General features: G+C 69.6%; 22 protein-coding genes. 9 read left to right on the forward strand and 13 right to left on the reverse strand.

What is annotated here, in order from left to right; genetic code table 11:
* Positions 1–11: 11 nt before the first annotated feature.
* From trpS to H4281_RS31725, 3 genes are all read right to left on the reverse strand, one after another.
* Positions 12–1,031: a tryptophan--tRNA ligase gene (gene trpS, locus H4281_RS31715; protein WP_182894555.1), complete on the reverse strand. Its 1,020-nt coding sequence runs from the start codon at positions 1,029–1,031 to the stop codon at positions 12–14.
* Positions 1,032–1,442: 411 nt separating this feature from the next.
* Positions 1,443–1,730, reverse strand: a complete 288-nt coding sequence (locus H4281_RS31720; RefSeq protein ID WP_237598000.1) for a hypothetical protein — start codon at positions 1,728–1,730, stop codon at positions 1,443–1,445.
* Positions 1,731–2,242: 512 nt separating this feature from the next.
* Positions 2,243–3,058, reverse strand: a complete 816-nt coding sequence (locus H4281_RS31725; RefSeq protein ID WP_182894679.1) for an exodeoxyribonuclease III — start codon at positions 3,056–3,058, stop codon at positions 2,243–2,245.
* Between the two features lie 64 nt (positions 3,059–3,122).
* Between H4281_RS31725 and H4281_RS31730 the strand changes: the two genes are divergently transcribed.
* The gene (locus tag H4281_RS31730) at positions 3,123–3,854 is read left to right on the forward strand and encodes an MBL fold metallo-hydrolase (RefSeq protein ID WP_182894557.1); all 732 of its coding nucleotides are present in this window, start codon (positions 3,123–3,125) and stop codon (positions 3,852–3,854) included.
* Between the two features lie 402 nt (positions 3,855–4,256).
* Here the strand turns inward: H4281_RS31730 and H4281_RS31735 are convergent, their stop codons facing one another.
* Positions 4,257–4,568, reverse strand: a complete 312-nt coding sequence (locus tag H4281_RS31735) for an SH3 domain-containing protein (protein ID WP_182894558.1) — start codon at positions 4,566–4,568, stop codon at positions 4,257–4,259.
* Between the two features lie 190 nt (positions 4,569–4,758).
* The gene (locus H4281_RS31740) at positions 4,759–5,982 is read right to left on the reverse strand and encodes an NADP-dependent isocitrate dehydrogenase (RefSeq protein WP_037816160.1); all 1,224 of its coding nucleotides are present in this window, start codon (positions 5,980–5,982) and stop codon (positions 4,759–4,761) included.
* A 216-nt stretch (positions 5,983–6,198) separates the two neighbouring features.
* Here H4281_RS31740 and H4281_RS31745 point away from each other — a divergent pair, with 216 nt between their 5' ends.
* From H4281_RS31745 to H4281_RS31755, 3 genes are read left to right on the forward strand one after another with little or no spacing between them, the layout of a single operon-like run.
* Positions 6,199–6,687 (forward strand): hypothetical protein, encoded by a 489-nt coding sequence (locus H4281_RS31745; RefSeq protein WP_237597998.1) that lies wholly within the window; start codon positions 6,199–6,201, stop codon positions 6,685–6,687.
* Positions 6,688–6,724: 37 nt separating this feature from the next.
* On the forward strand, positions 6,725–7,090 hold the full coding sequence (locus tag H4281_RS31750; protein WP_037816161.1) for a DUF2203 domain-containing protein: 366 nt from the start codon (positions 6,725–6,727) through the stop codon (positions 7,088–7,090).
* A 29-nt stretch (positions 7,091–7,119) separates the two neighbouring features.
* Positions 7,120–7,719 (forward strand): class I SAM-dependent methyltransferase, encoded by a 600-nt coding sequence (locus H4281_RS31755; protein ID WP_182894559.1) that lies wholly within the window; start codon positions 7,120–7,122, stop codon positions 7,717–7,719.
* 229 nt (positions 7,720–7,948) lie between these two features.
* On the opposite strand, the gene H4281_RS31760 is transcribed toward H4281_RS31755, so the two are convergent.
* Positions 7,949–8,362, reverse strand: a complete 414-nt coding sequence (locus tag H4281_RS31760; protein ID WP_182894560.1) for a DUF2000 domain-containing protein — start codon at positions 8,360–8,362, stop codon at positions 7,949–7,951.
* A gap of 50 nt (positions 8,363–8,412) precedes the next feature.
* Here H4281_RS31760 and H4281_RS31765 point away from each other — a divergent pair, with 50 nt between their 5' ends.
* On the forward strand, positions 8,413–9,174 hold the full coding sequence (locus tag H4281_RS31765; RefSeq protein WP_182894561.1) for an AraC family transcriptional regulator: 762 nt from the start codon (positions 8,413–8,415) through the stop codon (positions 9,172–9,174).
* Positions 9,175–9,201: 27 nt separating this feature from the next.
* Positions 9,202–9,783, forward strand: a complete 582-nt coding sequence (locus H4281_RS31770; protein WP_009072508.1) for an HhH-GPD-type base excision DNA repair protein — start codon at positions 9,202–9,204, stop codon at positions 9,781–9,783.
* Position 9,784: 1 nt separating this feature from the next.
* On the opposite strand, the gene H4281_RS31775 is transcribed toward H4281_RS31770, so the two are convergent.
* Both H4281_RS31775 and H4281_RS31780 read right to left on the reverse strand, forming a co-directional pair.
* A complete protein-coding gene (locus tag H4281_RS31775; RefSeq protein WP_182894562.1) occupies positions 9,785–10,429 on the reverse strand; it encodes a spermine/spermidine synthase domain-containing protein in 645 nt (214 codons plus the stop codon).
* A 13-nt stretch (positions 10,430–10,442) separates the two neighbouring features.
* Positions 10,443–11,633, reverse strand: a complete 1,191-nt coding sequence (locus H4281_RS31780; RefSeq protein WP_182894563.1) for an MFS transporter — start codon at positions 11,631–11,633, stop codon at positions 10,443–10,445.
* 109 nt (positions 11,634–11,742) lie between these two features.
* Between H4281_RS31780 and H4281_RS31785 the strand changes: the two genes are divergently transcribed.
* Together H4281_RS31785 and H4281_RS31790 are read left to right on the forward strand one after the other, a co-directional pair.
* Entirely contained in the window at positions 11,743–12,066 is a 324-nt protein-coding gene (locus H4281_RS31785; protein ID WP_182894564.1) for an ArsR/SmtB family transcription factor, read from the forward strand.
* 185 nt (positions 12,067–12,251) lie between these two features.
* Positions 12,252–13,430: an MFS transporter gene (locus H4281_RS31790; RefSeq protein ID WP_182894565.1), complete on the forward strand. Its 1,179-nt coding sequence runs from the start codon at positions 12,252–12,254 to the stop codon at positions 13,428–13,430.
* Positions 13,431–13,434: 4 nt separating this feature from the next.
* Here the strand turns inward: H4281_RS31790 and H4281_RS31795 are convergent, their stop codons facing one another.
* Both H4281_RS31795 and H4281_RS31800 read right to left on the reverse strand, forming a co-directional pair.
* The gene (locus H4281_RS31795) at positions 13,435–13,746 is read right to left on the reverse strand and encodes a DUF3017 domain-containing protein (RefSeq protein WP_182894566.1); all 312 of its coding nucleotides are present in this window, start codon (positions 13,744–13,746) and stop codon (positions 13,435–13,437) included.
* On the reverse strand, positions 13,746–14,600 hold the full coding sequence (locus H4281_RS31800) for a bifunctional methylenetetrahydrofolate dehydrogenase/methenyltetrahydrofolate cyclohydrolase (protein ID WP_237597993.1): 855 nt from the start codon (positions 14,598–14,600) through the stop codon (positions 13,746–13,748). Before H4281_RS31800 ends, H4281_RS31795 begins: the two co-directional genes overlap by 1 nt.
* 265 nt (positions 14,601–14,865) lie before the next feature.
* Between H4281_RS31800 and H4281_RS45815 the strand changes: the two genes are divergently transcribed.
* Positions 14,866–19,560, forward strand: a complete 4,695-nt coding sequence (locus tag H4281_RS45815; RefSeq protein WP_246412438.1) for a glycohydrolase toxin TNT-related protein — start codon at positions 14,866–14,868, stop codon at positions 19,558–19,560.
* Positions 19,561–19,619: 59 nt separating this feature from the next.
* Here the strand turns inward: H4281_RS45815 and H4281_RS31815 are convergent, their stop codons facing one another.
* The 3 genes from H4281_RS31815 to H4281_RS46380 form a co-directional block, all read right to left on the reverse strand.
* A complete protein-coding gene (locus H4281_RS31815) occupies positions 19,620–20,207 on the reverse strand; it encodes a pentapeptide repeat-containing protein (protein ID WP_182894568.1) in 588 nt (195 codons plus the stop codon).
* A gap of 90 nt (positions 20,208–20,297) precedes the next feature.
* The gene (locus H4281_RS31820; protein ID WP_182894569.1) at positions 20,298–23,630 is read right to left on the reverse strand and encodes an error-prone DNA polymerase; all 3,333 of its coding nucleotides are present in this window, start codon (positions 23,628–23,630) and stop codon (positions 20,298–20,300) included.
* A gap of 2 nt (positions 23,631–23,632) precedes the next feature.
* Complete coding sequence (locus H4281_RS46380; protein WP_281390625.1) at positions 23,633–23,755, reverse strand: hypothetical protein; 123 nt, start codon at positions 23,753–23,755, stop codon at positions 23,633–23,635.
* Positions 23,756–23,764 lie beyond the last annotated feature (9 nt).

Consider the following 23,764-nt stretch of genomic DNA (forward strand, 5'->3'; position numbering starts at 1 on the left):
ATATGCCTCGTTCAGCCGGCAGGCAGGAACCCGATCCGCTCGTAGACCGACGCGAGCGTGGCCGACGCGACCTCGCGCGCCCGGTGCGCACCCGCAGCGAGGATCCGGTCCAGCTCGGCGACATCGTCCAAGTAGGACTGGACGCTCTCCTGCAGCGGCGTGACCCAGTCGACGAGCACCTCGGCGAGGTCCTTCTTGAGATCGCCGTAACCCTTGCCTTCGTAGGCGGTTTCGAGCTCGGCGACGGTGCGTTCGGTCAGCGCGGAGTAAATCGTGAGCAGGTTGGAGACGCCTGCCTTCTCCTCACGGTCGAAGCGCACCTCACGGCCGGTGTCGGTGACCGCGGAACGGATCTTCTTCGCCGAGCGCTTCGGGTCCTCGAGCAATTCGATGAGCCCGTTGCCGGTCGCCGCCGACTTGCTCATCTTCGCCGTCGGTTCTTGCAGGTCGTAGATCTTCGCGGTGTCCTTGACGATGAACGGCTCCGGCATGACGAACGTCTTGCCGAACCGGCTGTTGAACCGCTGCGCGAGGTTGCGGGTGAGCTCGAGATGCTGCCGCTGGTCCTCGCCGACCGGCACCGCGTTCGTCTGGTACAGCAGGATGTCCGCGGCCATCAGGACCGGGTAGGTGAACAGGCCGACGCTCGCGTGGTCGCTGCCCTGCTTGGCGGCCTTGTCCTTGAACTGGGTCATCCGCCCGGCCTCGCCGAAGCCGGTCTGGCATTCGAGCACCCAGCTCAGCTGAGCGTGCTCGGGCACGTGGCTCTGCACGAACAGCGCGCTGCGCGCCGGGTCGACCCCGATGGCGAGCAGTTGCGCGGCCGACCGCCGCGTCCGCTCGAGCAGCACCTTGGGGTCCTGCTCGACGGTGATCGCGTGCAGGTCGACGACGCAGTAGAAGGTCTCGTGGGTGTCCTGCAGCCGCACCCACTGGCGCAGGGCGCCCAGGTAGTTGCCGAGGTGGAAGGAGTCGGCTGTCGGCTGGATCCCGGAAAGCACCCGCAGGCGCCCGTTCTGTTCGTCGGACACGCCGAGATTCTTTCAGGCTGCGGAGGAGCCCCTGCCGCGGGCCCGGGGGTTCGCGGGACGGACGGGCAGACCGGACGTTTTGACAGCGTCGGTCCGGGTATCTGCCTTCGGGAGGAGCTGGTGCCGGAGAGATTCAGGGGTGTGGGAGTGCAGCTCAGATGGCCGATGTCGCTACGGCCTGGAAGTGGTTCAGCGCCGAACTCGCGGTGCGGAGGAACGGCGGAGACGAGTGGTGGCGGGGTGGCTCATTGGCGATATAACCGCCGATCCAGCAGCGCGGACGGCTGTGGAGGCCGCCAAGGTGGTGCGCTGGCTATTCAGCCGCCGAACCCGTGGTGCGAAAACAGCGGAACCCGCCGCGTGGTCAGCCTGGAGCCAGGAAGATCTGCGGCCGGACAGCCGGCCAGCTGACTAGGACTGCCGCAGGTTGAGCGCGGCCGGAGCCGGCTCCAGCGGCCGGGTCGGCTCCTCTTCGAGGGCCCCGGCGGCAGCGACCGCCTCAATCGCCTTCGCGCGTGCCTTGCGCCGCTGCCGGACGACGCCCAGCGCCATTCCGATGACGCCGAAACCCACCGCGACCAGGCCGACCGGTCCGAGCATCCCGAATCCGGTCGACGTCGTTTCCGCCCGGACGACGTTGTCGTCGGCGAACGCCGCGGCACCCGTCCCGACGGCCGTGACCAGGATCGTCGCCAGCACCGCCAGGACTCGTCCGCCCGCAACGGCCAGGGCACGGCTGCCGCGGACAACACCACGACCGTCCCGCGTCGCGCCGCGAACCGGAGCCAGCTCGGCCGCCCCCGATGGGGTGACGGACGAGCGAAGCGCTGGACGGCCAAGAGCCAGCGTGGACCGTGTCACGAACCGGCCTGGGTTGCGCACCGGAGTGCCTCCCGCGAGGTGACTGTTCTGAGCGAGCGTCTCACCCGTAAGGATGAGTTCTCGACGTGCTACTGGTCAGAAAACTACCGAGCGTGTCAAGACCTGTCGGATCTGATCAACTCGGGTGCCGAGGCTAGCGCCCACTCGGGGAGTAACCGAGGCCACCCCTGCCGTCTCGGTGTCGTCGGTGGTCAGCGCCGTGCGCCAGGCGCGGAACCACGCACAGTGTCCTCGGACCCCGGCAAACCGGGCAGAATCACCCTGCAGAACAAACCCGAACTACCCTCAGCAGGCTATTCACCCACTAGTCACCAGCAGGACAACCAGGCTCAGTCCGGGAACGGCACGTCGTACGTCGCGGTGACCGGCGCGTGGTCCGACCAGCGCTGGTCGTAGGACTCTGCCCGTTCGACCATTACCGACGTCACCTTCTCGGCCAGACCGGGCGTCGCCAGCTGGCAGTCGATGCGCCAGCCCGAGTCGTTGTCGAACGCCTTGCCCCGGTAGGACCACCACGTGTACGGCCCGGGGCCCTCGGGGTCGAGACGACGCTGGACGTCGGCGTAGCCCGCCTCGTAGACGCGGCCCATCCACTCGCGTTCCTCGGGAAGGAAGCCGGAGTTCTTCTGGTTGCCGCGCCAGTTCTTGAGGTCGACGGTGTCGTAGGCGATGTTCCAGTCGCCCACCACGACGACCTCGCGGCCCTCCGCGGCCGCCTTCGCGCGCAGCTCGACCAGGTACGGCAGGAACGCGGCCATGAAGCGTTCCTTCTCGTCTTGCCGCTCGGTGCCGACGTCGCCGCTCGGCAGGTACAGGCTCGCCACCACCACGCCGGGCAGGTGCATTTCCAGGTACCGCCCGCTGTCCTCGAACTCGGGCTCGCCGAATCCGGTGCGCACCTCGTCCGGCTCGACGCGGCTGTACAGCGAGACCCCGTTGCGCCCCTTCGCGACCGAAGGCGCGTGCGCGGCGAACCACCCCTCCGGCGCGACGACGGACGCGGGCAGTTGCGCGGCCTCAGCCCGCACTTCCTGACACGCGACGACATCCGCCTCGGTGGCGGCCAGCCACTCGACGAAGCCCTTCTTGACGGCGGCCCGGAGGCCATTGACGTTGACAGTGGAGACGATCAGCACCCCGCGCACGCTACCCGCCGGGTCCGACAATTTTCCGCGCACGGCAGGTCCGGCGAGGTCCAGAATGACCGCCATGCCTCGCTTGACCGTCCTCGGCAGCTGCGGCGCCTGGCCGGAACCCGGCCGCGCGTGCGCCGGATTCCTGCTGTCCCACGAGGATTTCCACGTCGCACTCGACCTCGGCTACGGAGCCGCCTCGCGGCTCTTCCAGCACGTCCCCGCCGACCGGCTCGACGCGGTCGTCGTCACGCACGAGCACCCGGACCACCTCGCGGACGTCAGCGCGCTCGGCCGGGCCCGCTACAACACGACCGACCGCAAGCTCCCGCTGCACTGCACGCCCGGCGCCGTGCGCCGGCTAGCCGCGATGGAGCCCAGTCCGGCCCCCGACGAGAACTTCGACCTGCACGACCTTGGCCCCGAGACCGATCTCGGCCCGTTCCGCCTCACCACCGCACTGCTGCCGCACCACGTGCCGAATTACGGAGTCCGGCTCACCACACCCGGCTACACCCTCGCCTACACGGGCGACACCGGTCCCGCTCCGCAACTGACCGACCTGGCCCGCGACGCCGACGTCCTCGTCTGCGAAGCGACCCGGCAAGGCACACCCCCGGACGGTCCCCGCCTCCTGATGACCGCCGCGGAAGCAGGCCGACTCGCCTCCGCGGCGAATGTCCGGACGTTGTTGCTCACACATTTCTGGCCCGGTTCCGACCGCGCGGTTTCGGTAGCCGAAGCCCGCGCCGAGTTCTCCGGGGAAGTACTCGCGGCGGAAGAAGGACTCATGCTGAATCACGCATAATCGCGAGTTCCGCGAAACAAACGCGATCACCGTTCACGCTGAACGCTTTCGCCTCGGTGGCCGCCCGGCGCAAAAGAGCAAACCGAACCGGAGCAGTCGCCGCAAAGGCATCCGGCAATCGCGAACGCACCGAGCCGGACGGACGCATCGGTTCAACCGACCAGCGGCATTCCCGCTTGGACCGCCGCAGTCGTCCCACCACATGGGACGAACCAGCGAACAATCACCGGACCCGATGGCCTGCCCCGAACCCAGCTCAGCATCCGCTCGGTCCCAGGGGAACCACGCGCCGCAGCAAACCCGGCAACCACGCGAACCTAAGCGCCGCAACGGACTCCGCGCGCACCAACGTCAGCACACCAACTGCTCAACACCCATGCCGAGCACCAATACGAAACAGACTCAGCACTTGGCCCCGGGAACCGGCTTCACGAAGCTGTCCGCGACCCACTTGCCGTCGGCGATCTTCCGGAACCCGTTCTGCACCACGGGTTGCGCGTCGAATTCCGCGCCGCGCAAGTACTTCCCGACGACCTTCCCGTTGCCCGCGGCGGTTTCCCGCGCGTTGAGCACGTCGGCGGTCACCGAGACCTTGCAGCCGGTCGGGGATCCCTGCGCATCGGCCTGGCCTTTCTGGCCGAACGCGTAGATGACCACGACCGCAGCGATGACTCCGATAATAATCAGTGTCTTCTTGGGCAAACCCAGAATCACGGCCGCTCCTCAGTCGCGAAAAACCCCTCGTCCAGAGTAGGCAGTCCGACCGTGCCCGGACAGGTTCCCGACCCCATTCCACCCGTAGGTGCCAATCCTGTCACCGACACAACACGAAGAGTGACAAAAAGAGAAGGGCACCTCGGAAGACTCCTCCGAGGTGCCCTTCTCTCAACCGGCTAAAGAAAGATCAGCCCTGCGCGATCTTCTTGGCCAGGTTCTCGTCCAGCGTCGCGAGGAAGTCCTCGGTCGTCTGCCATTCCTGGTCCTTGCCGACCAGCAGCGCGAGGTCCTTGGTCATCTTGCCGCCCTCGACGGTGTCGACGACGACCTGCTCCAGCTTGTTCGCGAAGCCGATGAGCTCCGAGTTGCCGTCCAGCTTGCCGCGGTGCTCGAGGCCGCGGGTCCACGCGTAGATCGAGGCGATCGGGTTCGTGGAGGTCGGCTTGCCCTGCTGGTGCTGGCGGTAGTGCCGGGTGACCGTGCCGTGCGCGGCCTCGGCCTCGACGGTCTTGCCGTCCGGCGTGCGCAGCACCGAGGTCATCAGGCCGAGCGAACCGAAGCCCTGCGCGACGGTGTCGGACTGGACGTCGCCGTCGTAGTTCTTGCACGCCCAGACGTAGCCGCCCTCCCACTTGAGCGACGCGGCGACCATGTCGTCGATCAGCCGGTGCTCGTAGGTGATGCCCTTGGCGTCGAAGTCCGACTTGAACTCGGTCTCGAAGATCTCCTGGAACACGTCCTTGAACATGCCGTCGTAGGCCTTGAGGATCGTGTTCTTGGTGGAGAGGTAGACCGGGTACTCGCGGTCGAGGCCGTACTGCAGCGACGCGCGCGCGAAGTCCTCGATCGACTTGCGGTAGTTGTACATCCCCATCGCGACGCCGCCGCCCTCGGGGAAGTTCGCGACCTGGAACTCCATCGGCTCGGAGCCGTCTTCGGGGGTGTAGGTCATCGTCAGGGTGCCCGGGCCGGGGACCTTGAAGTTGGTGGCCTTGTACTGGTCGCCGTGCGCGTGGCGGCCGATGATGATCGGCTTGGTCCAGCCGGGTACCAGCCGGGGCACGTTGCGCATGACGATCGGCTCGCGGAAGATCACGCCGCCGAGGATGTTGCGGATGGTCCCGTTCGGGGACACCCACATCTTCTTGAGGCCGAACTCCTCCACGCGCGCCTCGTCGGGCGTGATCGTGGCGCACTTGACGCCGACGCCGTGCTGCTTGATGGCGTTGGCGGCGTCGACCGTGATCTGGTCGTCGGTGCGGTCCCGCTCCTCGATGCCCAGGTCGTAGTAGTCCAGGTTGACGTCCAGGTACGGGTGGATCAGCTTGTCCTTGATGAACTGCCAAATGATGCGGGTCATCTCGTCGCCGTCGAGTTCGACAACGGTGCCCTGGACCTTGATCTTGGCCATGAGCAGCGGTGCTCCTTCCGCGGATCTTCGCGTTCGCTTCTTCGCTCTCCGATAGCGGTACAAGCGTACTGCTTAACAGAGCTGGATGGTTCCAGAAGTGGTCGGAATCAAGTCTCTACCACCCTTGACCGGCCCTGCCGACCGGGCACGATTGCGGAACCGGCCGGACCGGGCGGCCGTCCCATCGCGGCAAGCACCGCACTGGGAGGTCCCGCCATGTCATACCCCGAGCCCTACGCCGTTTATCCCCCCGCGGGCGGACCGGTCGCGGCCCCGGCGGAAAGCCGGGCCGTGGCACGGGTGCTCAGCGGGCTGTGCGGGCTCGTCCTCACCCCGGTCGCGCTCGGGCTGCTGGCCTACGGCAGCTACCGGCACCAGCGGCAGATCGCGGCTTCGTTCGCCGAACACGGGGACGCCCTCGGCATCACGTTGATGGCGACGGGCGCGGTCCTGCTGTTCGGGATCGCCGTGCTCGGCGCGTGGTCGGGAACCGGACCGGTCGCGGGCGGACTGGTGTGGGGCCTGGTTCCGGGCGTGCTCACGCTGGTGTCGCCGCGCTCGGCGTTCGATCTGCTCGACCTGCTGCCGCGCGGCGAGATGACCGTGGCCGTGGTCGGGTGGATGTCCTCCGGCGCGCTGCTCGGCACCGGGTTCCTGCTGCTCGGCACGGGTCTGGCGGCACGGCTGGCGCGACGGCGCAGGTAGCGGCGGGACGGCGCGGGCCCGGTGAGACTATTTGCAGATGGGATTGTTCACCGTAGCCGAGGCCCGCACCGAACTCGCCCGGTTGCTTCCCGTGCTCGCCGAGCTGATCCGGGTCCGCGCCGACGCCGCCGAGCTCGCCGCTTCCCTGCGGCCGGGCGGACGGGACACCAGCCTCGGCGGCCTGCCGGAGTGGAAGGCCGCGCAGGCGAGGCTGGACGACCTGATGACCGCGATCCAGGCGACCGGGGCCGAACTGAAGGGGTTCGCCCCGCTGCTGGTGGACTTCCCGGCCTCGCTCGACGGCGACGACGTTCTGTTGTGCTGGCTCGAAGGCGACCGCGAACTGTCCTGGTACCACCGGGCCGACCTCGGTTTCGCCGGCCGCCGCCGCTTGCCCGGATAATCACTGGTCAACCGCACTACGGTGGCTAGGTGAGCACACTTTTCGACGCCGACGCGGCGGGATACGACGAGGACACCTTCCACCCGTATGTGGCAGAGCAGCTGATCGGCGGTCTTGCCCCGAAGCCCGGCCTGCTGGTCGACGTCGCCGCGGGAACCGGCGCGGCGGCCTTCGCGGCACTGCGGCTGGAACCGGCCGAGGTCTTCGCGATCGACCTCTCCCCCGCGATGATCGAGATCGCCCGCGCCAAGGCCGCCGACCGCGACCCGGACGGCCGGATCACCTGGCAGGTCGGCTCCGCGGTCCCGCTGCCGATCGGCGACGGCGAGGCCGACGCGGTCGTCTGCGCGTCCGCACTGCACTTCCTGGGCGCGCGCGCCTTGACCGACTGGCGGCGAGTGCTGCGCCCGGGCGGGAAGCTGGCGTTCAGCGTGGTGTCGTCGGAGCGGTTCAAGCCGACTGGCAAGTTCGCTGACGTGTTCCCGCGAGACCTGCGCGTCCCGGGCACCCTCGAGGAAGCCGCCGCGCTGGCCACCGACGCCGGATTCAGCTCGGCGACGGCACAGCACGTGACGCTCGATCAGGGCGACCGGGTACGGCAGGTCTTCGCGGTTTTCGCGGAGGCCTAACGGTCGAACTGCACCTCCGCCGCCCGCCCGGGCCCCGCGAAATGCGACGAAGCCCGGCGTCGCGAGCTGCGGCGAATCCTGCGGCCGGACAGCGGTGTTCGAGTAAGCCCCCTCGTGCAGCTGCTGTCCGGCAGGCGCGCTGAGTTCCAGCCGGGCCCACTTCGACCGCGTAAGCGCCTTCGTCCGAGGTGTAGCCGGATTCCCTGCGCCGCGGCGGAAAATCCCCCATTCAGCCGTGCAGCTGAGCACCCTTGAGGATCTTGTCCACCGCGTTCTTCGGCCCGTGCACGGCCATCCCCGCCAACGCCAGTTTCTCCGCCGGCACCGCACGCACCGCGGCGCGATTGTCGACGTCATTGCCGGTCTGGAACAGCTCGTCGGTGAAGATCGAGAACCGCAGACCCCGCGAGAGCGCGCGGCTGTGCGCCAGTGCGAGCGTCTCGGCGGTGCCGGCGAACACGAGTACCGGCTGGCGGAACATCGGCAGGTACTCGGTGTCGTCGGCGTCGAGGTAGGGCTCGCCGATCAGTTCCGGCGTCGTGTGGGCCACGCCGCTCACCAGGAACGCCGTGACGTTCAGCCGTTGCCACGAGGCCAGGTCGTCCCGCAGCAGCACGGCGATCTTCGTGTCGAATCGGTTCATGCGGGACAGCATCGGCTCGGCGCCGCGTGCGGGTCTTGTACGTTTTGAACATGACGGTGTCGGCCTGGCGTCCTTCGGTGCCCGGAATCGCCGAGGCGTTCCACGCCCGGTTCACCGACCACGCCTACCCCGCGCACACGCACGACACGTGGACGCTGCTGATCGTCGACGACGGCGCGATCAGCTACGACCTCGACCGGCACCACCACGGCGCGCTCGGCACGGCCGTCACGCTGCTGCCGCCGAACGTCGCGCACGACGGGCGCGCCGCGACCAGCCAGGGCTTCCGCAAACGCGTGCTCTACCTCGACGCCGACGTCCTCGGCGACGACCTGATCGGGGCCGCCGTCGACCAGCCGAGCCTGCCGGATCCGTTGCTGCGCACCAGAATCCACCAGCTGCACCAGTCGCTCGCCGAACCGCTGGAAGCCGAAAGCCGCCTAGCCCTGGTCGCCCAGCGGCTGCGCACCCACCTCGGCCGCCCGGCGATCACGCCGCCCGACCGCAGCCTGGCCGACGACCTTCGCGACCTCCTGGACGAACGCCTGCCCGATTCCCTGACCCTGGCCGACGCCTCCGAGGTACTAGGCGCGCACCCGGTCCACCTGGTCCGCGCGTTCGGCCGCCGTTTCGGGCTGCCGCCGCACCGGTACGTCACCAGCCGCCGCGTCGACCACGCCCGCCGCCTCCTGCTCGACGGAACCCCGCCCGCCGCCGTCGCCACGACCGCCGGGTTCACCGACCAGGCCCACCTGACCCGCCACTTCCGCCGCTACCTCGGCACCACCCCGGCCCGCTTCGCACGCGGCTGACCGGGCGGTTTGTGCGAAGATGGCGCCATGCTGCGCGAACTGCACCTGACCGGCGACCCGGCGGCCGACAAGCTGCTCAACGACGACCCGTTCGCCCTGCTCACCGGGATGCTCTTGGACCAGCAGTACCCGATGGAGCACGCCTTCGCGGGCCCGCGGAAGATCGCCGACCGGATGGACGGCTTCGATCTACGCAAGATCGCCGCGACGGACGTCGACAAGTTCGTCGAGATGTGCGTCGTGCCGCCCGCGATCCACCGCTACGGCGGCTCGATGGCACGCCGGGTGCACGCGCTCGCGTTGCACATCATCGAGAACTACGACGGCCGCACCGAGGGCATCTGGCTGGACGGCCGCCCCAAGCCGGACGGCGAAGAGGTGCTCAAGCGACTCAAGGCACTGCCCGGGTTCGGCGAGCAGAAGGCGAAGATCTTCCTGGCACTGCTGGGCAAACAGCGCGGCGTCGCTCCGAAGGGCTGGCGCGAGGCTGCCGGTGCCTACGGAGATCGCGGCTCTCGTCGGTCCATTGCGGACGTGACGGACGCGAAGACGCTCGGCGAGGTGCGCGCGTTCAAGAAGGCCGCGAAGGCCGCCGCCAAGGCGAACTGACTCAGCTCCGCGCGAACCAGACCACGTCCGGTTCCCCGCGCGGCACCGGAATCTCCACTACGTCCACCTCGGCGAACCGCTCCCGCAGCCGAGCCGTGAACCCCGGTGCCGCGCCCGCGCTCCACACCGCCAGCACCCCGTCCGGACTCAGCAGCTGAGACAGCCGTTCCAGGCCGGAATCGGCGTACAGCGAGGCATTCCCCTCGGTGACCGTCCACTCTGGACCGTTGTCGATGTCCAGGCACAGCGCGTCGAAAGTCTCGCTCGTCGTCCGCAGCCACTCCACCAGGTCCGCCTCGACGATCGTCACCCGCGGATCGTCCAATGCCGCACCGTGGACTTCGCGCAGCGGACCGGTGCGGTTCCAGGCGATCACGGCAGGTTCGCGTTCCACCACGACCACGGAGCCGACCGCGGCGTGATCCAGCGCGGCACGCAGCGAGAATCCGACGCCGAGGCCGCCGATCAGCACTCGCGCGCCAGAAGCGAGCCGGTCGGCCGCTCCGGTCACGAGCAGCCGCTCCGACTCGCCGTTGCGGGTGTCCATCAGGAACATCCCGTTTTCGATCACCTCGAACTCGGCGCCGTCGCGCCGCAGCACCAATTCGCCGCCGTGCCCTGGCACGGTTTCCAGTACCTCTGCCACGCCCGGCAGCTTCTCAGACCGCGACCTCTTCGCGGACCTCAGCCCGCTTCCGCGCGCCCCAGAAGAACACGACCACCAGCATCGCCGCGGCGGCGAGGATCGCGGCGATCTCCGGCAGCACGGTCGGTCCGGCCGAGGTCAGCACCGCACCGCCGACGATGCCGGACAACCCGACGCCGAGATAGATCGCCGAGGCGTTGAGCGACAGCGCGAGACCGGCGTGCCCCGGCGACAGCTCGATGAGCCGATGCTGCACCGGCGGGCTGAACGACCAGTTCGCCACGCCCCACACGAACAACGTGATCCCGGCCCCGACGACGGTCGTCGCGGTGAACGGCAACAGCACCATCACGGCGGTGAACCCGACGAGGATGACCAGCAGCGGCCTGCGCGGGCCCCACTTGTCGGCCGCGCGGCCACCGGCGAAGTTGCCGATCGCGCCGCCGATGCCGTAGCAGAACAGCAGCACCGTGATCGTCCCGCCGGAAACGCCGGCGGTGGCCGTCAAGACCGGCGACACCAGCGTGTAGACCATGAACGCGGCGAGGCAGGCGAGCGTGGTGGTGACCAGCAGCGCGACGACCCGCTTGTCCCGGGCGACCGCGAACCGCTCGGCGAGCCCGACCACCGGCGGCGGCGCGACCGTCGGCAGCGCGACCCGCACCCCGATCGCACCGAGCAGCGAAAGGATGCCGACGAACAGGAACGCGCCCTCGTAGCCGAACTGCTGGGAGATCACGCTGCCCAGCGGAACGCCGAAGATCAACGCGATGGTGAGTCCCCCGAACACCAGCGAAACGGCCCGCCCACGACGTTCCGGCGTGGTCAGCTCGGCCGCGACGGCAGTGGCGGCCGGGGTGTAGACGGCAGCCCCGATCGCCGTGACGACCCGCGCGATCAGCAGCGTGGTGTACCCCGGCGCGACGGCCGCGAAGACGTTCCCGACCGCGGCCACCGCGAGCGCGGCGACCAGCAGCGTGCGCCGTTCCCACCGCCCAGTGGCGGCAGCGAACAACGGCGAGCCCACCGCGTACGCGATGGCGAACGAAGTGACGAGCTGCGCCGCGGCCGTCGCGGAGATGTGCAGCTCGGAGGTCAATGCCGGCAACAGCCCGGCCACGATGTAGCCGCTGGTGCCGACGCCGAAGGCCCCGAACGCGAGCACCGAGTTCCGGGCCGCCGCCGAGGACGAGACGCTGGACATGAATGTTCCCCCAAGGAAACCTGAACGGATAGTTCGACGAACGTCGTAGTTCGATGACGACCGTACACGGACCCGCCGACAATTTCGACAGGCGTCGTACTATGGACTCATGCCCGCCTCTGTGCCCCTGCCGCCGCTCGCCTATCCGGACCGCGAGGAGATCACGGTCGAAGCGGTGCTGCGCGCACTCGCCGACCCGGTCAGGCTGGCGATGGTCCGGCAGCTGGCGAACTCCGAAACGGAGATCTCGTGCAGCGCTTTCGAGGTGCCGGTGACCAAGTCCACACTCACCCATCACCTCGCGACACTGCGCCAGGCCGGGGTGATCGCCGGCCGCCAGGAAGGCACCACCCGGTACAACTCGTTGCGCCGCAACGATCTCGACGCACTGTTCCCCGGCCTGCTCGACGGCGTGCTGGCCGCGCCCCGCTGAGCGGTCGCGCTACGTGGCGGGCCTCACCCGAATACCGGGATGACAAGGCCGCCCTCCATCGGTTCAACTAGAGCGAGACAGCACGACGACGTCGGGGCTGTCTAGTTTTTTGCCCACGTTCTAAAGCGCTTCAGAAGCCTGTGCCCCAGGCGCTGAGCAATCGTTTTCTCCAGGAAGGGAGAGCCGTGCCCATCGCGTTGCTCGCGCTCGCCGTCGGCGCCTTCGGCATCGGTACCACCGAGTTCGTGATGATGGGTGTGCTGCCCCTGACCGCCGCGGACTTCCACATCGACATCCCGTCCGCGGGCTACTTCATCTCCGCCTACGCGCTCGGCGTGGTGATCGGCGCGCCGCTGCTCACCGCGCTGGCCGTCCGGCTGCCGCGCAAAACGATGCTGCTGGCGATGATGGGCCTGTTCACGGTCGGCAACGCGCTGTTCGCGCTCTCCCCGAACCAGGACTTCGGGATCGCGTTCCGGTTCCTCGCCGGCCTGCCGCACGGCGCGTTCTTCGGCGCGGGCGCGGTCGTCGCGTCCAGCCTCGCGCAGCCGGGCCAGCGCGCGAAGGCCGTGTCGATGATGTTCATGGGCCTGACGCTGGCGAACGTCATCGGCGTCCCGCTCGGCACGCTGCTCGGCCAGCAGGTCGGCTGGCGCGCGACGTTCGGCGTCGTCGCGGTGATCGGCCTGCTCGCCATCGCCGCCATCGCGAAACTGGTGCCGCACCAGGGCCGCCCGGCCGACCCGTCGATCCGCGGCGAACTCGGCGCGTTCCGCCGCCCGCAGGTGTGGCTGGCGCTGGCGATCGTGATGTTCGGCCTCGGCGGCGTCTTCGCCTGCATGTCCTACATCGCGCCGATGCTGACCGACGTCGCCGGATACTCGCCGGCCAATGTCACGGTGCTGCTTTCGCTGGCCGGGGTCGGCATGACGATCGGCAACTACCTCGGCGGACGGCTCGCGGACAAGGCGCTGATGCCGAGCCTGTACGTCGCGCTGCTCGCGCTCGCGACCGTGCTTTCGATCTTCACCGTGACCGCGCAGGGCAAGGTCGGCGCGGCGGTCACGATCTTCTTCGTGGGTGTCGCGGGCTTCATGATCGGCCCGATGATGCAGGCGCGGATCATGGAGAAGGCGGGCGGCACGCCGTCGCTGGTCTCGGCCGCGGTGCAGTCGGCGTTCAACATCGCCAACTCGATCGGCGCGTACCTCGGCGGCCTGGTCATCGCGGGCGGACTCGGCCTGCTGGCCCCGAACTGGGTCGGCGCGCTGCTGGCCGTGCTCGGCGTGTCGATCGCCGCGGTGTCCGGGCTGCTGGACCGGCGCGAGGCGCGAGTCGAAAAGGAACTCGCGCTCGCGTCCTGACCGGTTAGGACGAGGCGTCGAACGGGCCGCCGACGATCGACAGCGCGATGTAGAGCACCGCGGCGCACAACGCGCTGTAGGTGAGGATGTCGACGACCTTGCCGCGAATCGCGAGCAGCCCGGCGCGCTCCTCCGGCAGCACCGCACGCAGCGCCCCGGCCACGAACAGGGCTACGCCGACCAGCACCGCACCCTCGCGCCAGTGGTACTGCAGCGCCCGCACCACGGCCGCCGCCAGCAGCAGCATGATCACCGCGAACGGCACGTGGACGAGCCAGGGACGATCGCCGCGGTGCCGTTGCCCGGTCATCGCCATCAGCGGGCGGCCGCGCGTTCCGCAGCCTCGACCACGTTGGTGACCAGCATCGCCCGCGTCATCGGGCCCACGCCGCCGGGGTTCGGCGACAGCCAGCCGGCCACCTCGGCGACCGCCGGGTCGACGTCGCCGGTGAGCTTGCCCTCGACGTGCGAAACGCCGACGTCCAGCACCGCCGCGCCGGGCTTGACCATGTCCGGCTTGATGATCCCGGGCACGCCCGCCGCGGCGATCACGATGTCCGCGCGGCGCACCTCGGCGGCCAGGTCACGGGTGCCGGTGTGGCAAAGCGTGACGGTGGAGTTTTCGCTGCGCCGGGTGAGCAGCAGACCGAGCGTGCGGCCGACGGTGATCCCGCGGCCGACCACGGTGACCTGCGCGCCGTTCAGCTCGACGCCGTGCCGCTTGAGCAACTCGATGATTCCGTAAGGGGTGCACGGCAGCGCGCCCGCTTCGCCGAGCACGAGCCGGCCGAGGCTGATCGGCGCGAGTCCGTCTGCGTCCTTCTCCGGGTCGATGCGCTCCAGGACGCGGTTCGCGTCGAGGTGCTTCGGCAGCGGCAGCTGGACGAGGTAGCCGTGGCAGGCCGGGTCCGCGTTCAGCTCGTCGATGACGGCCTCGAGCTTCTCCTGCGAGATGTCCGCGGGCAGGTCGCGGCGGATCGAGTTGACGCCGATCTTCGCGCTGTCCGCGTGCTTCATCTTCACGTAGGAGTGGGAACCGGGGTCGTCGCCGACCAGCACCGTGCCCAGCCCAGGGGTGATCCCCTGCTCCGCGAGCGCGGCCACGCGCGGGCGCAGCTCTGCGAAAATGGCGTTCTTCGTGGCCTTGCCGTCGAGAATCTTCGCCGTCACGGCGGCCATTGTCGCAGAGCCGCCGGAGACTGCCGGTCAGGAGTGGGTGCTGCACTCTGTGTGTCCACGACACCACCCGATCGGCCCGCGCGTCTTCCGTCGAATCAGCCGTCCCGGGTCTTAAGCTGGAGAGGCTCCACCGCATCACCCACCCTGGCGTGTGACCCGTGCCATATCGCGTCCGCCGAGGTCAGCGGGCACGTCCACCGGCCCGAGGGTGGCAAAAGCCCTATGCGGGGTGCGTTCGCGCGCGCGAACAGTCAAAATGTTCTCTGTGGCACAACCGACGACGCAGCTGAACGCGACGGAGCAGGACACTCTGGTCAAGCAGATCGGACTGGCCCTGCTGCGCGCCGCCCCGCGCGACTGGCGCAAAGTCTCCGCGGAGTACCGAGCCGTCGGCAGGTACCACGAGCTGACCGGCGAGATCGTGCTCGAGGACGGCTCCGCACAGGAATGGATCGCGACGCACGACATCGCGACCCTGTTCGGGAGACTCCGCGCAGGCATGTACCGCGACGGCCGCGGCACCTGGTTCAACGCGCGCTACCAGCTGGACCACCCTTCGAGCTACAACCTCGAATACAACCGCGACGAGCCGCAATGGCACCTCGCGCCGCCGCCCCAGGCGTACTCCGACGAGCTGCGCATGTTCCCGCGCACCGAGGAGAACGTGCCCGAGTGGCTGATCCGCCGCATGTCCGGCCTCGGTCCCGAACAGCCCGGACCGCACTTCCGCATCGCCCGGATCTTCGACACCATCGGCCCGGCTGGCCGCCCGGTCATCAACCGTCCTGATCTGGACGTCGACGAGCAAGACCGGCTGCTGGACTATCTGGACCACGCCCCCGTCGTGGTCCAGGACCGCGGCTACGACATCGACCGTCTCGCCCAGACTCCCGAAGCGACGGTCCCGGTCGCCTTCCACAGCGACGGCCACTGGATTTGGCCAGCCGCGGTGAACTTCTACCTCCGCACGTACGGCGTCTCGCCGGAAGCGGATCTGATCGAGCACATCCGGGCGAACGCGTTCCAGCTTCCGCAGGTGGACGAGCTGACCCTGCAGGGTGCGGCCGCGTACCTCACTCGCGGGAGCCAGACTCCGCAGCAACGCCCCGCTCCTGGCGGCGGTCCTGGTGGGCCTGGGGCGGGCGGGCCTGGGGCCGGTGGTCCTGGCGCTGGCGGGCCCGGTTCCGCCGGGCCCGGTTCCGGCGGTCCAGGCGCTGGCGGGCCCGGTTCCGGCGGTCTTGGTGGCCCGTCCGGCGCCGGCGCTGGCAGCCCCGGTGCCGGTGGTCCTGGCGCTGGCGGTCTCGGCTCTGGCGGTCCTGGCGCCGGTGGCCCTGGCGCGGGTGGTCCCGGCTCCGGCGGTCCTGGCGGTCCCGGTTCTGGTGGCCCCGGCGGCCCGGGCGCGGCTGGTGGGCCAGGCGGTACTGGAGTTCCGGGCAGCCCTGGCGGACCTAATGGTCCCGGCGGCGCAGGCAGTGCCGGCGGCCCTGGCACGGGCGGCCCGAACGGCGTCGGCGGACCTGGCTCCGGTGGCGCTGGCGGATTCGATGCCAACGGAACGGGATCCGGAGTCCCCAACGCAGACGCCCCCGGTTCCGGCTCTGGCGGCCCCAGCGCGGCCGGAGTCGGCGCAGCCGCCGCGGGACTCGGCGCAGCCGGTCTCGGAGCGGCCGCACTCGGCGCGGCAAGCGGCTCCGGCAGCCACGACAACTTCCGCCCTGCCGACGACTTCGCCGGCCCCGACTCCGGCAGGCCCGGCGGCCCCAGTGCCCCCGGCCCGGACCGACGCGGCCCAGCCGAAGAATTCGACAACCGCAACCCCAGTACTCCCGGCCGGCCGGACAGCCCCGACAGCTTCCACCCCGCCGACGAGTACGACAGGCCCGGTTCAGCCGCTGGCCCAGAAGGCACCTTCCACCCGGCAGACGACTTCAGCAGGCCCGGTTCAGACCGGCCAGAGGACACCTTCCACCAGGCTGACGAGTACGGCAGGCCTGGCCCAGCCGATCGGCCGGAGAGTGCCTTCCACCCGGCCGAGGAATTCAGCAGGCCCGGCGGACCGGACGCTCCCGGATCCAACGAGTTCGACTCGGCGGACGAGTTCGGCGGCCCCGGTCCCCGCAGGCCCGGCGGACCAGGTGCCCCCAGCGCCGACCGGCGCGGCCCAGCCGAAGAATTCGACAACCGCGACTCCGGCACGAGCGGCCGGCCGGACAGCTTCCGCCCGGCCGACGAATTCGGCGGTCCCGACGCAACGGACGGCCCCGGCTTCGCCGACCGCGGCGGCTCAGAAGACCACTTCGAGCCCGACCGCGGTGGCTCGGACCGGCGCGACAGGCCTGGTCAGCAGGGTGCCGCGGGCGGTCCCCAGGGCACGCGAGGCTCCGGACCGGACAGCCCTGGCGGGTCGCACGGACTGGGCGCAACAGCTGCGGCGGCAGGAGCAGCGGGAGTCGCGGGAGCCGCAGCGAGCGGCGCTCACTCCGAATCCGGCCACGCGCACGAGGCTGGTTACGACGAGCACCCCGACGCGTCCGGCTACGACGACCAGGCCCACGACGCTGCCGGTTATGCCGAGCACGGCTACGACCAGCAAGGCCACTCCGACGCTGCCTACGACCAGCACGGCCAGGCAGCCGGTTACCCGGAGGACTACGACCGGCAAGACCACGGCGAAGGCCAGCGCGGCCACGCGGATGGTTACGACCAGCACGACGAGGGTTACGACGAGTCCGCCCACGACGGCTACCGCAACCCCGCACCGCACGGCGACTACGACGACGCACCGCACGGCGGATACGAAGCCGAGTCGTACGACGACCAGCACGGGTACGAGGACGCCGCATCCCACGAGGCCGGTGCTTACGCCGAGCCGCACGGGTACGACGAAGCTGCCGGTCAGCACGGCCACGACGAAGCGGGCTACGACGAACCCGCGCACCACGTCGACGACCGCAACCGCGACGCGGCGGACTACGAAGCCCACGGGTACGACGACCACGCCGACGCGCACGGGAGCAAGGTCCCCGGCGTCGGCGCGTTCGAGCAGCCCGCTGCTCCGAACACGGAGGGCGGGCTGGTCGGCGCGGATGGCCTCATCGGTGCCGACGGGCTCATCGGCGCGGACAACTCCGCCGAAGAACCCGCCCCGAACCGGCACAACGCCGAGCCGGACACAGGTCGGCGCGGTGCGGCACCGGACGACAGCCGTCCTGGTGACCAGGAGGGTGGCCGTCGGCGAGCGCAGTCGGACGCCGAAGCGGACGACAGCCGCCGGGAAGACGCGCGGCTGAACGCCGAGGACAGCGGACGGCGCGGTGCCGAACCCGGCAGCCAGGCCGAGCCCGCGGACGAGCACGGCAGTCATGTCGGCGCAGCCGCGGCCGGAGTCGCCGCGGCCGGTGGGCTGGCCGCGGCCGGGCTCGCCGCCGCCGCGCACGGCCGGAGTCGCGAGAAGGAGGCCGAGGGTCGCCACGGCACCGCGCCGGAGCGTCCTGCGGAGCCGCCGTTCGAGCAGGACTTCGACGGCGCGCAGTACGACCGCTACGACGACGGCCACTACGACGACGAAGACCACACCGACGTCCACCACGACCTCGTCCCCAGCCGCAACGGCGCCGGTCCGGGCCACCCGGCCGACGACGAGGACGACACGGACGTTCACCCGCCGGTCGACGCCGGGCACGACGAGCCGGTGCTCTTCACCCACGGCAACGAACCGTCCCGCGACGACGACGAGCAGCGTGCCGAACTGTTCACGCACTCCAGTGGTTACGAGGACGACAACCGCCGCGAGGCCGAGTACGACGCGGGCCCGCCGACCGCGATGATCATGCCGGGATCCGAGATCCCCGGCGGGCTCCCGGTGCCGGAGATGCCGGTGCCTCCGCCGTCCGGCGGGCGGCGCGCGGCTCGGGAGCAGGCCGAACCGGCTCCGGTCGCGCGGCGGGAACAGCCCGCTCAGCCGGAACTGGCCGAACTGCAGGCGAAGCTCGACGAGCTGAACGTGCCCGAGGCCGCGTACCGGCTCGGCGGCCCCACCGAACGCGGGTGGAGCGTCGAGCAGGTGGGCGAAGGCTGGCGCGTCGGCTGGTACGACGGCGAGCTGATCAACCCGGCGGTATTCGGCGACGCGGAGGACGCCGCGGCGTTCATGCTCGGCAAGGTGCTGCTGTACCCCGACGGGTACGTCGCGGCGGCAGCCCCCGCACCGGCTGAGCAGCCAGTCGCGGACGCGCCGAAGCCGCCGGTGGTGGCGACGTTGTCGCCGGAGGTCGCGACGGGTTCGTTCCCGGTCCGGCCGCGCGAGAACGTGCCGCCGCAGGAGCAGACCGCGTTCACGCCTGCCGATCAGCTGCTGGCCGACGACGAACCGCCTGCCCGGCAGACCCCGCCGCCAGCCCCGCCGACGCAGGTCGCGGCACCGGTGAGCCCGCCGACCCAGGTGGCTCCCCCGGTCAGTGCCCCGCCGACGCAGATCGCCTCGCCGGTCAGCGCACCGCCCACCCAGGTCGCGCCGCCGGTCAGCCCGCCGCCTCGGCGGGAACCGCCGGTGCGGCGCGAGGAACCGGTGCGCGCCAACGGAACCGGCGGCAGCGGGCAGTGGCCGATCGCGCCGCTGTCCGGGGAACCGCCGCTGACCCTGTTCCGCGGCAAGGAACTGCGCGAACTGCCCGCGGGCAGCGAACTGGACCGCTTCGGCGGTCCGAACGGCAACCTGACCTACGCGGCGGGCACCCCGTTCGAGGAGCGTTCGCTGGTCCCGGAGTGGGTGAACCGGCCCTACCACGTGTACCGCGTGCAGCGGCCGCTCGAAACGCTGGCCGGGGTCGCGATCCCGTGGTTCAACCAGCCGGGCGGCGGGTCGGCGTACCTGCTTCCGGCGAGTATCGAAGAACTGCTCGCCGAGGGCGACCTGATCGAACTCGACCCGGGCGAACCGCCGATCGACTGACGACGCGGAAAAGGGGCGGGGCCAGCGAGCTTCGCCCCTTTTTCGTGCCCGGAAGCGCGTTACTTGACGACCAGGCCATTGGCCGCGGCGAACGCCACCGCCAGTTCGACGTCCACGTACGCGCCGCGCAAGTCCGCCTGCACCAGCCCGTTCGCATCGACCGCCGCGCCGCGCAGGTCGGCTCCGGGAAACTTCGTGCCGATCATCCGGGACCCGGACAGATCCGTGCCCCGCAGATCGGAATCCGTCAGATCCGCCTCGTTGAGGTTCACTTCCCGCATCCGCAGACCGGACAGGTCCAGTTTCCGCAGCCGGCCGCGTGCGAACGACGCCAGCGACAGATCGCATTCGGTCAGCGCGATCCCGGCGTACCGGCAGTCCACAAAGGACGAACCAAGCAACGAGCACGACGACCATCGGCTGTCGGCGAGCACCGAACGGTCGAACGTGCAGGAGCGGAACGCCGACGCGTCGTGCCGCGAACCGGCGAGATCGACCTTGGTGAAGTCGCAGTTGTCGAAGGTGCAGCCGCGGGTGCGCAGATCGCGCAGGTCCGCTTCGGTGAAGTCGCAACCCACGAACTGGCGTTTTTCCCACCACTGGCCGGAAAGTCGTGCTTCGGTGTAGTCCTCGCCGGTCTCCGTCACCCGGACAGGATGACATCAGCCCCGGCGCCGGCTTTTCGACGGGGTGGCTGCGAGCCGATGAAAGGCGTGTGTCCACGAACTGTCCGCCGGTCATCGGAAGTCCCGCGATTTCGTGGGGATCCGCAGCCTCAGCTGCTCCAGTTTCTGCGCGCGCACGCTCGCGACGCCGTCCGCTTTTTCGAGCACTCCGTGCACCAGCAGCGCCGCGCTGCCCCGCGCGATCCGGTGGAACCGTTGCCACAGCCCGAGTGTGCAGATCACGTTCACCATGCCGGTTTCGTCCTCGATGTTCAGGAACGTGACTCCACCGGCAGTCGCCGGCCGCTGGCGGTGCGTGACCGCTCCCCCGACCAGCACTCGCTCCCCGTCGGACCGGTCCAGCAGCTGGTCGGCGGTGATGACCCCGAGCGCGTCGAGGCGGTCGCGGATGAACTCCGTCGGGTAGCTGTCCGGCGAGATCCCGGTGGCCCAGACATCCGCGGCGGCGACGTCGAGCCCGTCCATTCCGGGCAGCATCGGCGCGTCCACGCCGACTCCGGTGCCGGGCAGTTTCTCCGGCCGGTCCTGCGCGACCGCGCCCGCGGACCACAACGCCTGCCGCCGATCCGGACCGAACGCGCTGAACGCGCCCGCGGTGGCCAGTGCTTCCAGCTGCGGTGTGGTGAGCCGGACGCGCCTGCCGAGGTCGGACATGCTCTCGTACCGGCCGTTCGCCTGCCGCTCCGCCACGATCTCCTTGGCCAGCGTTTCGCCGATCATCCGGACGGTGCTGAGCCCGCCGCGTACCGCGTGGAGTTTTCCGTTGTCCGGCAACGCTTCCAAGGTCGCGTGCGGGAGACTCAGGTTGATGTCCGGGCCGAGCGTGGGGACGCCGTGCCGGCGCGCGTCCGCCACCAGCGACTGCGGCGAGTAGAACCCCATCGGCTGCGCTCGCAACAGGCCAGCGCAGAACGCGTCGGGGTGGTAGTGCTTGAAGTACGCGCTCGCGAACACCAGATGCGCGAAGCTCAGCGCATGGCTTTCCGGGAAGCCGAAGTTGGCGAAGGCCTTGAGCTTCTGGAAGATTTTCTCCGCCAGCTCCGCGTCCACCTTGTTGGCGATGGCTCCGTCGAGGAACCGCTTGTGCAGCCGTTCCATCTTCCGCTGCGACCGTTTCGACCCCATCGCGTGCCGAAGCTGGTCGGCCTCGGCCGGGGTGAAGTTCGCGACGTCCAGGGCGATCTGCATCATCTGCTCCTGAAACAGCGGCACTCCCAGCGTTTTCTCCAGCGCTTTCTCCAGCAGCGGGTGGTCGTAATCCCACTTCTCGCGCCCTTGCTTGCGGCGGATGTACGGGTGCACCGAACCGCCTTGGATCGGACCGGGGCGGATCAACGCGACTTCCACGGCCAGATCGTAGAATTTCGTCGGCCGCAACCGCGGCAACGTCGCCAGCTGGGCCCGGCTTTCCACCTGGAACACGCCGATCGCGTCGGCGCGGCAGAGCATCTCGTAGATGTTCTCGTCGGTGAGGTCCAGCTCGGCGAGATCGATCTCCTCGCCCTTGTATTCCTTGACCAGGTCGAGCATGTAGTGCAACGCGGAAAGCATGCCGAGCCCGAGCAGATCGAACTTCACCAGCCCGACCGCGGCGCAATCCTCCTTCTCCCACTGCAGAACGCTGCGGTTTTCCATCCGCGCCCATTCGACCGGGCACACCTGGCTCACCGGTTCCCGGCACATCACCATGCCGCCGGAGTGGATGCCGAGGTGCCGCGGGAAGTCTTCGAGGGCGAAGGCGAGCTGCACGACGTCGTTCGGGATGTCGTGGTCGTGGTCCTTTTCCGTGCTGCGCAAAGCACCCCAGCGGTCGATTTGCTTGCTCCACGCGTCTTGCTGTCCCGGCGAGTAGCCGAGCGCCCTGGCGGCGTCGCGGATCGCCGAGCGGGCGCGGTAGGTGATCACGTTCGCCACTTGTGCGGCGTTGAGCCTGCCGTGTTTGCCGTAGACGTACTGGATCGCCTCCTCGCGCCGGTCGGACTCGATGTCGATGTCGATGTCCGGATAGCCGTCTCGGTCAGGCGCGAGGAACCGTTCGAAGAGCAGGTGGTACTCGATGGGATCGACCTTGGTGATCTCAAGCGCGTAGCAGACCGCCGAGTTGGCCGCGGAACCCCTTCCCTGGCACAGAATGTCGTTCTCCCGGCAGAATCGCGCGATGTCCCAGACGATCAGGAAGTACCCGGGGAACTCGAGTTTCTCGATCACCTCCATCTCGTGCTTGATCTGCTGCCAGGCCTTGTCCGCGTGGTCCTTGCCCGAGTAGCGCTTCTCGAAGCCCTTCTTGACGAGGTTTCGCAGGTGCGTGGTCTCGGTCTCGCCGTCCGGCACGTCGAACGGCGGCAGCTCCGGCGCGAGCAGCTTCAGCGGGAAAGCGCATTCCATGCCCAGCAAGGCCGATCGCTGCACCGCGCCTGGGTACCGCTGGAAAATCTCCGCCATTTCATTGCCAGAGCGCAAGAACGCGGCGGCGTCGCCGGGCAGCCAGCCTTCCAGGTCGTCGATGCTGCGCCGGGCGCGGATGGCGGCGACGGCGTCCGCGAGCCGGCCTCGTTCCGGGCGAGCGTAATGCGCGGCGGTGGTCGCGACGGTGGGCAGCTTGAGTTCGCCGGCCATCTCGGTCAGCAGGTCGTTGTGCGTGCTGTCGAGCGGCTGGCCGTGGTCGATCAATTCGACGTAGACCTGGGTTTGGCCGAAGAGGTCGACGAGCCGGCGCAGTTCGGCGAACGCGGCGTCCGGGCCTTCGCGCACCAACGCCGAACGCACGGATCCCTTGCGGCAGCCGGTAAGCACCGCGCATTTTCCCGCGACTTCCTCCGCCACCGCGGACAAGTCGTAGATCGGGCGGCCTTTTTCGGCTCGCTCCGCGTCTTCGTCTTCGTGGCCGCGCAACTGTCCGGCGGTGATCGCGCGGCACAAGCTGCGGTAGCCGTCGCTGCCTCGGGCCAGCAGCAGGAGATGTTCGCCTTCGGGGTCGGCGACGCCGTTTTGCGGCGCGGACAGCCCGAAGCTCAGCTCGGTGCCGAATACCGTTGCGACGCCTAGCTCTTTGGCCGCTTCGGCGAATCGGACCACCCCGTACATGCCGTCGTGATCGGTGAGCGCGATCGCGTCGAGCCGCAAGCGCGCGGCTTCCTCCACCAGTTCCTCGGGGTGGCTGGCGCCGTCGAGGAAACTGAAGTTGGAGTGGCAGTGCAGTTCGGCGTACGCCACTCGCGGCCCGGCTTCCAGGTCGCTGCGCGGCGGCGGGATGTCGGCGGGGCGGCGGTACGCCTCGCGTTTGCGTCCCCACGCGGGACTGTCGCCGTGGTCGCCGGGCGGCATCCCGCCCGACAGCGCCCGCGCGAGGTCCTTCCACGGGACCGGCGGGTTGTTCCAGCCCATCGTCAGTCCATCCGGGTCTCAGGCGATCGACGGGGTTCCGGGATCAGCAGCGCGACCGGCACCGGGTCGAACGGGCACGGCGGTTCGGCCGGGACACGGGGCACCGGCAGGTCGTGGTCCATCATGTGCGCATT

It is taken from the genome of Amycolatopsis dendrobii, from assembly GCF_014145675.1.
Lineage (GTDB): Bacteria > Actinomycetota > Actinomycetes > Mycobacteriales > Pseudonocardiaceae > Amycolatopsis > Amycolatopsis dendrobii.